Below are 14,313 nucleotides of genomic sequence, written 5' to 3' on the forward strand. Positions count from 1 at the left end.
GGAAGCGGGATAAGTCAGACGGCCACGATTAGCCCGCCGGGGTGAACCCGCGAAGCGCTAACCTGGGACGGGTGCGTGATCCCTCGGTTTCTCGTTATGCGGCCGGCCGGCTCTCCCCGATCCGGCGGACGGCCGACCTGCGGCGCCTGCGAGACGAAGAGTTCGACGTCCTGGTCATCGGCGGCGGGGTCACCGGTGCCGGCGCGGCCGTGGACGCCGCCTCCCGCGGGCTCAAGGTGGCCCTGGTCGAGGCGCGTGACCTGGCCGCCGGCACGTCCAGCCGGTCCAGCAAGCTGATCCACGGCGGTCTGCGATATCTGGAGCAGCTCGAGCTCCACCTGGTGCACGAGGCGCTGACCGAGCGCGGCCTGCTCGCCACCCGGCTCGCCCCGCACCTGGTCCGGCCGGTGCCGATCCTGGTGCCGCTGCCGTCGGCGAACCCCGCGCAGCGGGTCTGGCAGCGGGCCTACTACGGGCTCGGCGTCGCGGCGTACGACGTGTTCGCCGGCGTCTTCGGCGGCGGCCGGGGCATGCCGCTGCACCGGCACCTGACCCGCGACGGCGCCCGGCGGCTGTTCCCCAGCCTGCGCGCCGACCGGGTGACCGGCGCGATCCGCTACTTCGACGGGCAGGTCGACGACGCCCGGCTGGTGGTCGACCTGGCCCGGACCGCGGCCAGCCTGGGCGCGGCAGTGGTCACCAGCGCGCGGGTCACCGGTTTCGTCCGTGAGGCCCGCCAGGTGGTCGGCGTACGGGTCCGGGACCTGGAGGCGGCCGGCACGGAAGAATTCGAGGTGCGAGCCAGGACCGTCGTCGCGGCCACCGGCGTGTGGAGCGACGACATGTCGCAGATGCTGCGCGACGTGGGCGTCCGGCCCGGCTTCAGGGTCCGCGCCTCCAAGGGCGTGCACCTGGTGGTGCCCCGCTCGGCGATCACCGGCGAGGCCGGCCTGATCCTGCGGACCGCCACCTCGGTGCTCTTCGTCATCCCGTGGGGCGGCCACTGGATCATCGGCACCACCGACACCGACTGGCAGCTCGACCGGTCCCACCCGGCCGCGTCGGCCCGCGACATCCGGTACCTGCTCGACCAGGTCAACACGGTCCTGGACCGGCCGCTGACCATCGACGACATCGAAGGCGTCTACGCCGGGCTGCGCCCGCTGCTCTCCGGCGAGGCGGACTCCACCTCGAAGCTGTCCCGCGAGCACGCGGTGATCGAGCCGATGCTCGGCCTGCTGCTGGTGGCGGGCGGGAAATACACGACGTACCGGGTGATGGCCGCCGACGTCATCGACCGGGCGGCCCGCCGGCTGGGCGGCCACGTGCGGCCGTCGCGCACCGCTGAGCTGCCGCTCCTCGGCGCGGACGGTTACGCCTCCGCCTGGCGGGACCGGCACGACCTGGCCCGGCGGCACGGTGTCCCGGCGGGCGTCGTCGAACACCTGCTGGAGCGGTACGGGACGCTGACCGTACACCTGCTGGCGATGATGGCGGCGGACCCCGCGCTGGCCGCCCCGCTGGCCGGTGCCCCCGAATACCTGGCGGCCGAAGTCGCCTACGCGGCCCTCGCCGAAGGTGCCCTGCACCTCGACGACGTGCTGACCCGGCGCACCCGGATCTCGATCGAGACGTCGCACCGCGGCGCCGAGTCCGCCGCGCACGCCGCCGAGATCATGGGGGAGGCGCTGGGCTGGGACGCCACCGTGCGGCAGAAGGAGGTCGAGCACTACCTGGCCCGGGTGACCGCCGAACGGCAGTCGCAGACCATGCCGGACGACGCCACCGCCGACGCCGCCCGCATCGGCGCCCCCGACGTCCGGGGCCTGGCCGCGGACCGGCGGGTCGAACTCCTCGAGATCGATCTTTGATCCTCGTCGACGAACCGCTCTGGCCGGCCCGCGGCCACCTCTGGTCCCACCTGGTCAGCGACGTCTCCTACGCCGAACTGCACGTCTTCGCGGAGATGCTGGGCGCGCCGCGGCGGGCGTTCGACCGGGACCACTACGACATCCCGGAGCACCGGTTCCGCAGCGCGCTCTGGCTGGGCGCGACCCTGCTGCCGTCACGCGACCTGACGGCCCGGCTCAGAGCGGCAGGCTTACGCCGCCCGAAGCATGTGGCTGAGCGAGCTCGGCCAGCTCGGCCTTGAGGTTGGCCTGGGCTGCCTGCTCCCACTGTTCGCGGATCGGGGCCAGCCGGTAGATCGAGGGCAGTTCGAGCAGCGCGGTCAGCACCTGCGTCCGCCCGGCCCGGAACGCGTCGTCCGGCACGTGCGCGTACTCCCGGCGGATCGCGTCCGTGTAGCGGGCGTACCGCTCCTGGTCGGCGGCGAGGATGGACAGGTCCGCGTCGCAGAGCAGTTCGCCGTCCGGGTCGTCGTCGCCGGGGGCGTGGCCGGCGGTCAGCCCGACCAGGCGAGCCACCTCGGCCGCCACCTCGGCGGGCGCGCCGAGGCTCTGCAGCAGGCCTTCGGCGAACTCGGCGCTGTCCCGCTCGTTGGCGTCGCCGAGGGCCTGGGGGTCGTAGACCGCGTCGTGCATCCAGGCGGCCAGTCGCACCCGGTCCGCGTTGGGCGCCAGAGCGGCCCAGCGGTCCACCACGTCGAGCACGGCTTCCAGGTGCGTCACGTCGTGATAGTGGCGTTGCGGCTCGGTCCAGCGGCCGATCAGGTACTGCGCGGCGGCGTCCAGGTCCGCGTCCGGTGCGGTGGCGCCGGCGCCGTGCGCGGCCGCACGAAAACGTTCGGGGAGAGATGTCACCATCGCATCCTGGCACGTAGGTTGAGGCCATGATCGGCGGTAACCGGCCGGCCGCCGCCCTGTCCCGGGCCCGCGCCGGGCTGATGCTCGCGGTGCAGGCCGGCCTCGCCGCCGGTCTGGCCTGGTTCGTGGCGCACGACCTGTTCGGCCGTCCGATGCCGTTCTTCGCGCCGATCGCCGCGGTGATCACGCTGGGTTCGTCGGTGGGGCAGCGCCTGCGGCGGACCACCGAGTTGGTGATCGGGGTCGCGGTCGGCATCGGGATCGGCGACCTGATCATCCTGCTGATCGGTGCCGGGCCGGTGCAGATCGGCCTGATCGTGCTGCTCGCGGTGCTGGTGGCGACGGCGGCCGGCGGCGGCGCGGCGCTGATCGTGCAGTCCGCCTCGTCGGCGGTGCTGGTCGCCACCCTGACGACCGGCGCCGAGCAGCCGTGGACCCGGTTCTTCGACGCGCTGGTGGGCGGCGGGCTCGCGCTCGCGGTGATGACCCTGCTGCTGCCGCTCAACCCGCTCACGGTGGTCAGCCGGGCCGCCGACCCGGCGCTGCGGGCGTTCACCGCCGGGCTGCACGAAGCGGCGGCGGGCCTGGCGGCCGCCGATCCGGTGGCGGTGCAGGCGGCTCTGGAACGGCTGCGGGCGGCTGAGAGCACTTTCGAAGCATTGCGTACGGCCATCGAAGCCGCCCGGGAGAACGTGGCGTTCGCTCCGGCGCGCTGGCGGACCCGCGGCGCCCTCGCCCAGTACGTGGAGGGCGCGGCGCAGCTGACCTATGCGCTGCGCAACGTGCGGGTGATGATCCGGCGGGCGCAGACCGCGCTGAACGACGCCGAGCCGGTCCCGGACGTGCTGCCCACCTCGATCCGGCACCTCGGTGACGCTGTGGAGCTGCTGCGGCAGGAGTGGGATCGGGGCGCGGAGCCGGTGGCGACCAGGGAACAGGCGCTGCGGGCGGCGGCCGAGTCGGGACGTGCGTACCAGCAGGGGGTGGGCTATTCCGGCGGCGTGGTGGTGGCGCAGATCCGCACCGCGGTCGCCGACCTGCTCCGGGCCACCGGCGTGGAGTACGCCGAGGCCACCCGGCAGGTCCGGGACGCGATCGGCTGGCGTGGCCGGCCGCACCGGTCCCGGAAACGGCCGGGAAGATCAGTCTAGGGATCCTCGGGCACGCCTGGTGCGTGAGTGGTGACTACGCTGGAGAACATGGCCGACGTCTCGCCGGCCGGGTCGTCCGACCCGGCTGCCCCCTCGCAGCCAGTCCACCCCGGCTCCGCGCCGCCGTCGCCGGGCGCCGGCCCGGAACCGAGCCCCGAGCCGGTGTCCGCCCGTCCGGCCGCCGACTCTGCCGCGCAGCCGGGCGTCCAGGTGGTGCCGGATCAGGTCGCTGCCGACCCGGTCCCGCCGTACCCGGTGGCCACCGACGCCTCGGCGCCGATCCCCGGCCGCCGCACCGGCTGGCGGCGCTGGCTGCCGGTGACCAGCGTGATCACGCTGATCGCCGTCGCGGCCGTCAGCATGCTGGTCTTCCTCGGCTACAACATCGGCATCACCGGTCTGCTGATCGGCCTGACCGCGGCGATCCTGCCGGTGCCGCTGCTGGCCAGCGCGTTCGCCTGGCTCGACCGGTACGAGCCGGAGCCGGTGAAGTACCTGGTCTTCTGCTTCGCCTGGGGCGCCGCCGTGGCGACCGCGGTGGCCCTGCTGGTGAACACCGGCGCGGCCTACCTCTTCGAGGAGATCGGCCTGCCCGAGGAACTGGTGCGGGTGCTGGTGGCGCCGTTCATCGAGGAGTCGATGAAGGTGCTCGGCCCGCTCCTGCTCTTCTGGCGCCGCCGCACCGAGTGGTCCGGGATCACCGACGGCATCGTCTACTGCGGTCTCTCCGCGCTCGGCTTCGCCATGGTGGAGAACGTGCTCTATCTCGGCGGCCACGGGTACGCGGCCGGCGCCGAGGAGTACGGTCCGGCCACCGGCCTGCAGAACGTCTTCCTGATCTTCATCGTGCGGATCCTGTTCACCGGCTTCGCGCACCCGCTCTTCACCTCGATGGCCGGCATCGGCCTGGGCATCGCGGCGCGTTCCGCGGACCGGACGGTGCGCTGGCTCGCCCCGGTGGCCGGCCTGCTCGCCGCGATGATCCTGCACGGCCTGTTCAACCTGCTGCCGACACTCTCGATGGCCACCGGCCAGACGCTGATCATGTTGTACGGCTATCTCGGTTTCATGATCCCGTTCTTCTTCGCGGTGGTCGGCTTCGCGATCGCGCTGCGCAGCTGGGAGGGCCGGCTCGCCGAGCGGGTGCTGCACCACTACGTGGGGACCGGCTGGTTCTCGCCGCCGGAGGTAGCCGCGCTGGCCGGTCTCGGCCGCCGGCACTCCGCCCGGCAGTGGGCCAAGCGGGTGGCCGGTCCGGCCGGGCACAAGGCGATGCGCAGTTTCCAGTTCGCCTCGACCCGGCTCGCGCTGCTCCGCGACGGCATGCAGCGCGGCCTCGACCAGCACCCACGCGAGCTGGATCGGGCCGTCGCGGAGGAGCGGGAGCTGCTTGCCGCGATCGTCGGGTACCGGTCGGTCTTCGCCGGGCGCGACCCGCAGATGCCGTCGGCCTGGTGGGACGGGCAGAGCTACCGGATCACCTTCCCGGACGGGGTGGTGCGCAGCGTGGCCGCCCCGCCCGAGCCGGTCGTGCCGATGCCGGTGCGGATGGCTCCGCCCCCGGTGTACGCCGGTTACGGCGGCCCCCCGCCGGGATATGGCCCTCCGCCGGGTTACGGCCCTCCGCCCGGGTACGGCCCGCCGGCGGGTTATGGCCCTCCGCCGGGTTACGGCCCTCCGCCTGGTTACGTGCCGCAGGGATACGGCCAGCCGGCGCCGCCACCCTTCCCGCCGCCGCCGGGCTCACCGCCCCCGCTGCGGGACAGCCACCCCGGCCCGTCGGCCTGGCAGCCGCCGGATCAGAGGTAGAGGCCGGTCCCGTCCGGCTCGACCCGGGTGGCCGCCACCGCGTGCACGTCCCGCTCGCGGAGCAGCACGTACTCCTTGCCGTGCAGCTCCACCTCGGAACGGTCGTCCGGGTCGAAGAGGACCCGGTCGCCGACCACGATCGACCGCACGTTCGGCCCGACCCCGACCGCGGTGGCCCAGGACAGCCGCCGGCCCATGGTCGCGGTGGCCGGGATCACGATGCCCGCGGTGGACCGGCGTTCCCCCTCGCCACCGTCCTGGCGGACGAGGACACGGTCGTGCAGCATCCGGATCGGCAGTCCGGTCTCGGTTCGGGCTTCGACACTCACAGACGCAGACGGTACGCCGGTGGTTCTGGTCTCCCTGCACGTGGTGCGGGTCTGCCTGGCGGGGAACCGGGCGCCGGAGCACTACGGTGATAACCGCGCATGTCGACGGTCGAGGGGGTACGTGGGTTGAACCGCTTCCAACGGGTCCGGGACAACCTCAGGAGGGCGTACGACGCGGGGCGGGACTCGGTGCGCCAGGCCCGTGCCCAGCGGCCCGCCCCGGATCCGTACGAGGACGACTTCCTCCCGCCGCGGCCCGAGCCCGCCGTGGTGCACCACTCGACCGGCAGCAAGGACGACGCCGAGGTGCCGCACTCGCTGCGGATAGCGGCGGCCTGGAGCTGGCGGCTGATCGTGGTCGGCGTGATCGGCTGGGCGCTGCTGCAGCTGATCGGCATCGTCAGCGTGGTGGTCGTCCCGCTGGCCATCGCGCTGCTGCTGTCGGCGCTGTTCGGCCCGGCGGTCGGCTATCTGCTGCGCGCCCGGGTGCCGCGCTCGCTGGCGACGTTCCTGGTGATGGTGGGCGGCATCGCGGCGGTCGCCGGCACGCTGACGCTGGTGGTGAACCAGTTCATCGACGGTGTGCCGAAGCTGACCGAGAACGCCAGCGCCGGCGTCCGGCAGATCCAGGAGTGGGCCCGGACCGGGCCGTTGCACCTCTCGGACGCGCAGGTGGACCAGGCGATCGACGCCGGCCAGCAGTGGATCAACTCGAACACCACGTCGCTGACGTCCACCGGCATCGCCACCGTGGCGACAATCGCCGAGCTGGTCACCGGCCTGCTGCTGGTGATCTTCGCAACCTTCTTCTTCCTGCGGGACGGGCGCCGGATCTGGCGGTTCATCGTCCGCCTGTTCCCGGTCAACGCGCGCTGGTCGCTGGCCGACGCCGGGGACGCCTCCTGGGCCACGCTCGGCTCCTACGTCCGCGCCACCGTGCTGGTCGCCTTCATCGACGCGCTCGGCATCGGCCTGGCGCTGACCATCCTCGAGGTGGAGTTCGCGTTCCCGCTGGCCGCGCTGGTCTTCCTGGGCGCGTTCATCCCGATCGTCGGTGCGAGCGTCTCCGGCGCGGTCGCCGTCCTGGTGGCGCTGGTCGACGAGGGCTGGGTGGTCGCGCTGATCACGCTGGGCGCGGTGATCCTGGTGCAGCAGCTCGAAGGCCACGTGCTCCAACCGCTGATCATGGGCCGGGCGGTGGCCATCCACCCGCTCGCCGTGATCATCGGCATCGCCTGCGGGGTGGTGCTGGCCGGCATCATCGGCGCGCTGGTCGCGGTCCCGCTCATCGCGGTGCTCAACACCGGTGTCCGCCGGCTGTCGCGGCGGCGCCCCGAGGTCCCGCCGGACGCCGTGGTGGTCACCCCGGGCGAGACCGCCTGACGCCGTGGCGGTCACCCCGAGCGAGACCGCCTGACGCCGTGGCGGTCACCCCGAACGGCGAGACCGCCTGACGAGCGTGTGAAGTTGCGGCTCGATTCGAGCCGCAACTTCACACAGTCGGGTTGTGCCTCAGAGGCGTTACAGAGCGTGAGCGATCAGGCCGTGGCCACGTTCAGCGCGATCTCGTTGACGCCACGGGTGGCGTCAACCGCGAGTTCGCCGTTGCCGTGCCGGCTCAGCGCCCGCACGGTCCACGAGCCGGGCGCGGCGAAGAACCGGAACACGCCCTCCGGCGAGGAGACGACCTCGGCGGTGAACTCGCCGGAGGCGTCCAGCAGGCGCACGTACGCGCCGCCGACGGGCTCGCCCTCGGCGTTGCGGACGAGACCGGTGATGACGGTCTCCTTCTCCAGGTCCACGCTGCTGGGGAGGGGCGCGGACTGGTCGGGGGCGGCGCAACCGGCCGCGACGTTGGCAGTGGGAGAGGTCATGACGGTCACGCCTTCCCGGGTTCGTCGCCGAGCGCGATCGGCACGCCGATGAGCGAGCCGTACTCGGTCCACGAGCCGTCGTAGTTCTTCACGTTCTCGTGGCCGAGCAGCTCCTTGAGCACGAACCAGCTGTGCGAGGAGCGCTCGCCGATCCGGCAGTACGCGATGGTGTCTTTCGAACCGTCCAGCCCGGCGTCGCCGTAGATCTTGGCGAGTTCCTCGTCCGACTTGAAGGTGCCGTCCTCGTTGGCCGCCTTGCTCCACGGCACGCTGATCGCGGTCGGGATGTGGCCGGCCCGCTGCGACTGCTCCTGCGGGAGGTGGGCCGGCGCGAGCAGGCGACCGGCGAACTCGTCGGGGCTGCGCACGTCGACCAGGTTCTTCGCGCCGATGGCCTGAACCACCTCGTCGCGGAAGGCCCGGATCTCGAGGTTCGGCGCCTTGGCGGTGTAGGTGGTCCTCTCCCGGACCGGCACGTCCTTGGTGTAGACGCGGGCGTCCAGCTCCCACTTCTTGCGGCCGCCGTCGAGCAGCTTCACCGACTCGTGGCCGTAGAGCTTGAAGTACCAGTACGCGTACGCCGCGAACCAGTTGTTGTTGCCGCCGTAGAGGATCACGGTGTCGTCGTTGGAGATGCCGCGCTCGGAGAGCAGAGCGCCGAACTGCTCCTGGTTGACGAAGTCACGCCGGACCGGGTCCTGGAGGTCCTGCTTCCAGTCGATCTTGATGGCGCCCGGGATGTGGCCGCCGTCGTAGGCCGTGGTGTCCTCGTCGACCTCGACGAAAACGATTCCCGGCGTTTCGAGGTTGTTCTCGGCCCAGTCGGCCGAGACGAGTGCGGTGTCGCGACTCATCGATTCACTCCCTGATGGTGGGTGAGGGGAGAGTCAGCGCACGGAAGTGTGTGTCGCACTCCGCGCGGACCCATGGACAGGTGGGATCACGGGCTGCTGTGCGACGGCGCCACTGCCGGACAAAGAAGAATGCCCTGGGCTTAACAGAGAGGGTGCTCAAGCACCTAGTGGCCCCGTCAGTTGACAGGGCGACACAGGCACGCGGCCACGCGGCACAGGTCGACCGCGCGCCTCTTCGTGAGCAACAGGCTCATGAGATTGGACAGTACCAGCGAGCCCAGTCGGCGGAACAGCACCGACCACCATCCGGGATCAGATGCCACCCGCGGAGAGCGTGACCTGCTCCGCCCCGGCGGTCACCCGCAGGCCGTCCGGGAGCACCTCGACCTCGCGTACAGCCAGGTTCAACGGCAGTTCCGGCACCCGCAGGTCGAAGCCCAGGTTCGCGGCCAGGTTGGAGACCAGCTGCCGGATGAGCGGGTTACTGTCCAGACCCTTCGCGGTCACATCGGAGAAACGGGCCCGCACCACGCCCTCGTTCACGGTCAGGTCGGCGGTGCCGTTCACCTCGATGGTCTGTCCGGCGGCCTGGAGGGGGAGGGTGGCGACCAGCTTGCCGTCGCGCTCGGCGAGCTGCAGCCCCTCCTGGCCGGCCAGCGCGACGATCTGGCCGTAGTCCACGGTGCCGGCGCCGGTCACCGAGCCGGCCACCACGTCGCCCTGGCCGGTGCGCAGGGTGTCCAGCGGGGCGGAGACGTCCCGGGCCCGGATGTCCAGCAACGACATCGCGACGTTCTCCCCTGTCCCGGTCGGGGTGACCAGGTCCGGCAGCGCGATCTGAATCTCCTGGTAGTCGCCGGCGGCCACCTGGGTCAGGAACGGCACGCCGGCGATGGTGACCTCGGGGTGGCCGCTCGTGGAGTTCTGGTTGCGGACCTCCTCGGCCACCCGGTCGGCGAGGACCCGCTCGGCGTACGACGCGCCGAATCGGTCCAGGGCGATCAGGCCGAGTGCGAGCAGCACCAGCAGGACCACGAGCACGACCAGGAGCGCACGGCCCCGGTGCCGCCGCCGTGGACGGTCTGTCTCGTACACCTCGGCCACTGATCCTCCCGATCCGCCCGGCTGTTCAGGGGAACCTACATTCCCGCGCGCCGGGTGCCCCGAAACAGCCGGGGGCGGTGAGTTGGCAGAGTCGGGTGAGACAACGTGGTGACTTCCGGTGCGCTGCGCACCCCAACTCACCACGCTGGCGGCAGAGTCAGGTGAGATAGAAGTTCGCCAGCGCGTACGCCGTGGCCGCCGTCAGCGCGAACCCGCCGAGCGGTCCCTGCATGTGCCGGGCCAGCCAGAACGTCGGGACCTCGCCGGCCAGCCGGCGTCCCGCCTCGCCGAAGTTGACCGCCAGGTCGATGAGGCTGGCCGCCACCACCGCCACCAGGCCGAGCACCGCGCCCTTGGCCGGCGTGAACGGCAGCACCAGGTAACTGCCGAGCATGGCCGAGGCGAGCGTGCCCAGCATCGCGCCGAGCACGATGCCGGTCGCGCCGCGGGGCACCTGCGCCGCGATCCGCGGCTTCGGGAACACCGCGTCGGTCAGCCGGGCGACCAGCAGGGCCACTCCGGCGCCGAGGCAGCAGATCAGGATCGTCTGGGCGCCGACCGGCTGCCGGACGAGGACGATCAGGATCGCGTACGCGACCGCGCCGAGCACGATCAGCACGGTCGTCCGCCAGTGGTCCCGGGCGCGCTGCCGGTCCCCGGCGCGGATGAACTGGCCGGCGACCGCGATCAGGAAACCGGCGAGCGCCACGGCGAACAGCGGCATCAGCCGGGCCGGCTCGCCGGTCACGGCGAGGTAGTCGGCCACCAGCGCGGTGATGCCGACCACCACGGCGGTCGCGCCCGGCGCCGGTGGCCGCAGCGCCACGGTCCAGGCCAGCAGGCCGAGCAACTGCACCCCGAAGAGCACGATGGCGTACGACATGCGGCCGTCCGGGCCGGTGAGCTGGGCGCCGAGGGCAAGCGTGACGGCGAGCAGCGCGGCGAACCCGCCGATCGCGACCGACAGCTGCGGCCGGACCGGGACGACCTCGATCTCCTCGAACTCCTCCGAGTCCGGATCGTCGGACGAGGGCCGCTCGTCCTCCTCGGAGTCCGGGACGGCGCCGTAGAGCCCGGCCTTGGGCCGGCCCGGGCTCATTCGTGCGACCTGCTGGGAGGCTTCGGCATCCCAGGAGTCGTCCTGCGGCATGGAGGGGAACACGCCTGCGATCGTGCCAGACCCGTGACCGTGGTCCCAATCGCCGGGCTGTGTAAAAGGCTGGTTACGGCATGCCCGTTCAGTCACCTTCGTGGCGTTCTCTGCGTCACTTGCGATCGCGACCAGGGTGCCGAGACGGATGCATCGGTTAAGGTGAGCGCAACCCACCCGTCGGTGACGCCGGGCCCCAGTTCTCCGGTGGCGAAGCTTTGAGCTGCGCAGACCGGGTCACCCGAGCGGCCTTCGAGGCCGCGAGGACGGAGGTGAGTGTGGAGATCCTTCTGCTCGTGACGGCACGTGCCGGTGAGCCATCCGCCGTGCTGCCCGCTCTGGACCTTCTACCCCACTCAGTACGTACCGCCCCCCGTGACGTGCGCACCCTGGTCTCCGGGCCGAGCCCGGACGCCGTTCTGGTGGACGCGCGCTCCGAGCTCTCCGAGGCTCGGGCCACCTGCCGGATGCTGCACGCCACCGGCATCGGCGTCCCGCTGATGGCGGTCGTCACCGAGGCCGGCCTGATCGCCCTCAACGCCGACTGGGGCGTCGACGACGTCATCCTGGCCAGCGCGGGTCCGGCCGAGGTCGAGGCGCGGCTGCGGCTCAGCGTCGGCCGTCTCAACAACGCGACGGCGGGTGCCGGCGGCTCGATCCGGGCCGGCGAGCTCAACATCGACCCGGACACCTACGCGGCCAAGCTCAAGGGCCGCCCGCTCGACCTCACCTACAAGGAGTTCGAGCTGCTGAAGTTCCTCGCCCAGCACCCGGGCCGGGTGTTCACCCGCGACCAGCTGCTGCGCGAGGTCTGGGGCTACGACTACTTCGGCGGCACCCGCACCGTGGACGTGCACGTCCGGCGGCTGCGCGCCAAGCTCGGCTCGGAGTACGAGTCGATGATCGGCACCGTCCGCCAGGTGGGCTACAAGTTCGTCACCCCGCCGTCGGGCCGCCAGCTGCCCGACAACGAGCCGGTCTCCCTTCCGGTCTGATCCGCCTGCCATGACGATCGAGCAGCCGGTCCGTGCTGCGGACCGGCTGTCCGCGTCCGAGGTGGACGACGTTCTCGCCCTGGCCGCGGCCGCGGCCCACGCGGACGGCGTCTATCCGCTCTCCGAGGACGTCGTGCTGCGCGTGCGCGGCGACGTCGAGCACGACGGCACGCACCTGCTCGCCCACGCGGGTGATCACCTGGCCGGTTACGCGTTCGTGAACCCGGCCGAGAGCGGCGAGTTGGTCGTGCATCCGCGGTTCCGCCGTGCCGGTCACGGCACCGCTCTGCTCGCAGCGGCTGGTACCGGCCCGATGCGGTTCTGGGCGCACGGTGACGATCCCGGCGCCCGTGCCTTCGCCGAGCGCAACGGCTTCACCCGTGCCCGGGTGCTCTGGCAGATGCGCCGCCCGCTCACCGAGCCCCTGCCCGACATCGCTCTTCCGGACGGCGTGACCGTGCGGACCTTCAGCGTCGGCAGCGACGAGCAGGCCTGGCTGGAGGTCAACGCCCGGGCCTTCGCGCACCACCCGGAACAGGGCCGGTGGACCCTCGACGATCTGCGCGCCCGGCAGGACGAGCCGTGGTTCGACCCGGAGGGCTTCCTGCTCGCCGTGGACGTCGCCGGCACCCTGCTCGGCTATCACTGGACCAAGGTGCATCCCGCCTCCGGTGACGAGCCGGCGATCGGCGAGATCTATGTGCTCGGCGTGGATCCGGGCGGGCACCGCCGTGGCCTGGGTGCCGCGCTGAGCGTCGCCGGCCTGCGTCACCTCGCAGCCGCCGGTCTGACCGTCGCCGGCCTCTATGTCGACGAGTCGAACCCGGCCGCGGTCGCTCTGTACCGCCGGCTCGGCTTCGAGGTCTACAAGACCGACGTGAGCTACCAGCGCGACTGAGCGGCTCTTTCCCGCATATGGCTATTGCTCCGGTCACGCCCCGGCCAAGCTGAAGTCTCGCTAAGGTTACAGCCTGCCCGGAATATCCGACATATCGGTCGCCGGGGCCGCGGTTCACTTAACGGACAACTATCCATCGGTGGATGGCTACCTTCAAGGCCGAACGTGTTCACCCCCAGTTCATTTGCGGCCGGTGAACCAGTCACTTCGCGCTCTTAGCTTTTGCCGTGTGAGCCGGTGAGAGGCCGGCGGCAAGAGAACTCGAAGGGACAACCGTGAAGCTCCAGCGGTCCGGTTTCGTGGCCGGCATTGCTTTGACTGCGACTCTCGCGCTCACCGCGTGCGGCTCGGACAACAACGAGCCCGGGGCAGGCGGCACGTCCGCTGCTCCTCCGGAGAACTGCGTCAGCGGCAGCCTGACGGCGTCGGGCTCCACCGCCCAGAAGAACGCGATGGACGAGTGGATCAAGGCGTACCAGGGCCAGTGTGCCGACGCCAAGGTCGACTACCAGGGCACCGGCTCGGGCGCGGGTATCGAGGCGTTCATCGCCGGTACCGCCGACTTCGCCGGCTCCGACTCCGCCCTCAAGGAGGAGGAGATCGAGCAGGCGAACGCCAAGTGCCCCGGCGGCAAGGCGCTCAACCTCCCGATGGTGATCGGCCCGGTCGCCGTCGTCTACAACGTGCAGGGCGTCGACGGCCTGCAGCTCTCGCCGGCCACGCTGGCCAAGATCTTCGCCGGCAAGGTCACCAAGTGGGACGACGCCGCGATCAAGGCGGAGAACGAGGGCGCGACCCTGCCGAGCGCCACCATCGAGACGGTGCACCGCTCGGACGAGTCCGGCACCACCGACAACTTCACCAAGTACCTCAGCAAGACCGCTGAGGCCGACTGGAGCTACAGCAACGCCAAGGCGTGGCGGGCCCCGGGCGGCACCGGCGCGTCCAAGTCGGACGGCGTTGCCTCCAAGGTGAAGAGCACCCCGAACACCATCTCCTACGTCGAGCTCTCGTTCGCCGAGAACAGCGACCTGCAGATGGCGAAGATCAAGAACGGCGCCGGCGAGTTCGTCGAGCTGACCGGCGAGAGCGCCGGCAAGACCTTCGAGAACGCCACCGTCAAGGGCACCGACGGCGACCTGGCCCTCGAGCTCGACTACGCCACCACCACCCCGGGTGCGTACCCGATCGTGCTGGTGACCTACGAGATCGCCTGCAGCAAGGGCAGCGGCAAGGCCAAGGAGATCCAGGCCTTCCTGAAGTACACCTCCAGCACCGCGGGCCAGGCCGCGCTGGCCGAGCTGGGCTACGCCCCGCTCCCGGAGACGCTGCGCGCCAAGGTCGAGGCCTCTGTCGCCACGATCTCCTGACCGATTCGTCAATC

At 71.6% G+C, this 14,313-nt stretch carries 15 protein-coding genes; 8 read left to right on the forward strand and 7 right to left on the reverse strand.

Annotated features, from left to right (window positions below; translation table 11 throughout):
* Positions 1–71 precede the first annotated feature (71 nt).
* Complete coding sequence (locus AC0NH5_RS24945; protein ID WP_474408103.1) at positions 72–1,871, forward strand: glycerol-3-phosphate dehydrogenase/oxidase; 1,800 nt, start codon at positions 72–74, stop codon at positions 1,869–1,871.
* Positions 1,868–2,152, forward strand: coding sequence for a DUF4031 domain-containing protein (locus tag AC0NH5_RS24950; protein WP_474408105.1), 285 nt, complete (start codon positions 1,868–1,870; stop codon positions 2,150–2,152). Before AC0NH5_RS24945 ends, AC0NH5_RS24950 begins: the two co-directional genes overlap by 4 nt.
* Here the strand turns inward: AC0NH5_RS24950 and AC0NH5_RS24955 are convergent.
* Entirely contained in the window at positions 2,088–2,762 is a 675-nt protein-coding gene (locus AC0NH5_RS24955) for an HD domain-containing protein (protein ID WP_474408107.1), read from the reverse strand. The two genes, AC0NH5_RS24950 and AC0NH5_RS24955, sit on opposite strands and share 65 nt — an antisense overlap.
* 29 nt (positions 2,763–2,791) lie before the next feature.
* On the opposite strand from AC0NH5_RS24955, the gene AC0NH5_RS24960 reads away from it, so the two are divergent.
* Both AC0NH5_RS24960 and AC0NH5_RS24965 read left to right on the forward strand, forming a co-directional pair.
* A complete protein-coding gene (locus tag AC0NH5_RS24960) occupies positions 2,792–3,916 on the forward strand; it encodes an FUSC family protein (protein ID WP_474408110.1) in 1,125 nt (374 codons plus the stop codon).
* Between the two features lie 48 nt (positions 3,917–3,964).
* A complete protein-coding gene (locus AC0NH5_RS24965; RefSeq protein ID WP_474408112.1) occupies positions 3,965–5,725 on the forward strand; it encodes a PrsW family intramembrane metalloprotease in 1,761 nt (586 codons plus the stop codon).
* Here the strand turns inward: AC0NH5_RS24965 and AC0NH5_RS24970 are convergent.
* On the reverse strand, positions 5,716–6,012 hold the full coding sequence (locus tag AC0NH5_RS24970; protein ID WP_474408467.1) for a GroES family chaperonin: 297 nt from the start codon (positions 6,010–6,012) through the stop codon (positions 5,716–5,718). The two genes, AC0NH5_RS24965 and AC0NH5_RS24970, sit on opposite strands and share 10 nt — an antisense overlap.
* A gap of 141 nt (positions 6,013–6,153) precedes the next feature.
* On the opposite strand from AC0NH5_RS24970, the gene AC0NH5_RS24975 reads away from it, so the two are divergent.
* The gene (locus AC0NH5_RS24975; protein WP_474408115.1) at positions 6,154–7,437 is read left to right on the forward strand and encodes an AI-2E family transporter; all 1,284 of its coding nucleotides are present in this window, start codon (positions 6,154–6,156) and stop codon (positions 7,435–7,437) included.
* Positions 7,438–7,592: 155 nt separating this feature from the next.
* Here the strand turns inward: AC0NH5_RS24975 and AC0NH5_RS24980 are convergent, their stop codons facing one another.
* The 5 genes from AC0NH5_RS24980 to AC0NH5_RS25000 form a co-directional block, all read right to left on the reverse strand.
* Positions 7,593–7,928, reverse strand: coding sequence for a DUF1416 domain-containing protein (locus tag AC0NH5_RS24980; RefSeq protein ID WP_474408117.1), 336 nt, complete (start codon positions 7,926–7,928; stop codon positions 7,593–7,595).
* Between the two features lie 5 nt (positions 7,929–7,933).
* Complete coding sequence (locus AC0NH5_RS24985; protein ID WP_474408119.1) at positions 7,934–8,782, reverse strand: sulfurtransferase; 849 nt, start codon at positions 8,780–8,782, stop codon at positions 7,934–7,936.
* A 176-nt stretch (positions 8,783–8,958) separates the two neighbouring features.
* Positions 8,959–9,036, reverse strand: a complete 78-nt coding sequence (locus AC0NH5_RS24990) for an Ms5788A family Cys-rich leader peptide (protein ID WP_316248150.1) — start codon at positions 9,034–9,036, stop codon at positions 8,959–8,961.
* 58 nt (positions 9,037–9,094) lie between these two features.
* Positions 9,095–9,877 carry an LmeA family phospholipid-binding protein gene (locus AC0NH5_RS24995; RefSeq protein WP_474408122.1) on the reverse strand — a complete coding sequence of 261 codons (783 nt, stop codon included), beginning with the start codon at positions 9,875–9,877 and terminating at the stop codon, positions 9,095–9,097.
* Positions 9,878–10,043: 166 nt separating this feature from the next.
* On the reverse strand, positions 10,044–11,048 hold the full coding sequence (locus AC0NH5_RS25000; protein WP_474408123.1) for a hypothetical protein: 1,005 nt from the start codon (positions 11,046–11,048) through the stop codon (positions 10,044–10,046).
* Positions 11,049–11,314: 266 nt separating this feature from the next.
* Between AC0NH5_RS25000 and AC0NH5_RS25005 the strand changes: the two genes are divergently transcribed.
* The 3 genes from AC0NH5_RS25005 (at position 11,315) to pstS (ending at position 14,299) form a co-directional block, all read left to right on the forward strand.
* A complete protein-coding gene (locus tag AC0NH5_RS25005) occupies positions 11,315–12,031 on the forward strand; it encodes a winged helix-turn-helix transcriptional regulator (RefSeq protein WP_474408125.1) in 717 nt (238 codons plus the stop codon).
* Positions 12,032–12,041: 10 nt separating this feature from the next.
* Positions 12,042–12,929 carry a mycothiol synthase gene (mshD, locus tag AC0NH5_RS25010; protein WP_474408127.1) on the forward strand — a complete coding sequence of 296 codons (888 nt, stop codon included), beginning with the start codon at positions 12,042–12,044 and terminating at the stop codon, positions 12,927–12,929.
* Positions 12,930–13,204: 275 nt separating this feature from the next.
* Positions 13,205–14,299: a phosphate ABC transporter substrate-binding protein PstS gene (pstS, locus tag AC0NH5_RS25015; RefSeq protein WP_474408129.1), complete on the forward strand. Its 1,095-nt coding sequence runs from the start codon at positions 13,205–13,207 to the stop codon at positions 14,297–14,299.
* Positions 14,300–14,313: the final 14 nt, after the last annotated feature.

This window comes from Actinoplanes sp. 13 (assembly GCF_056134165.1).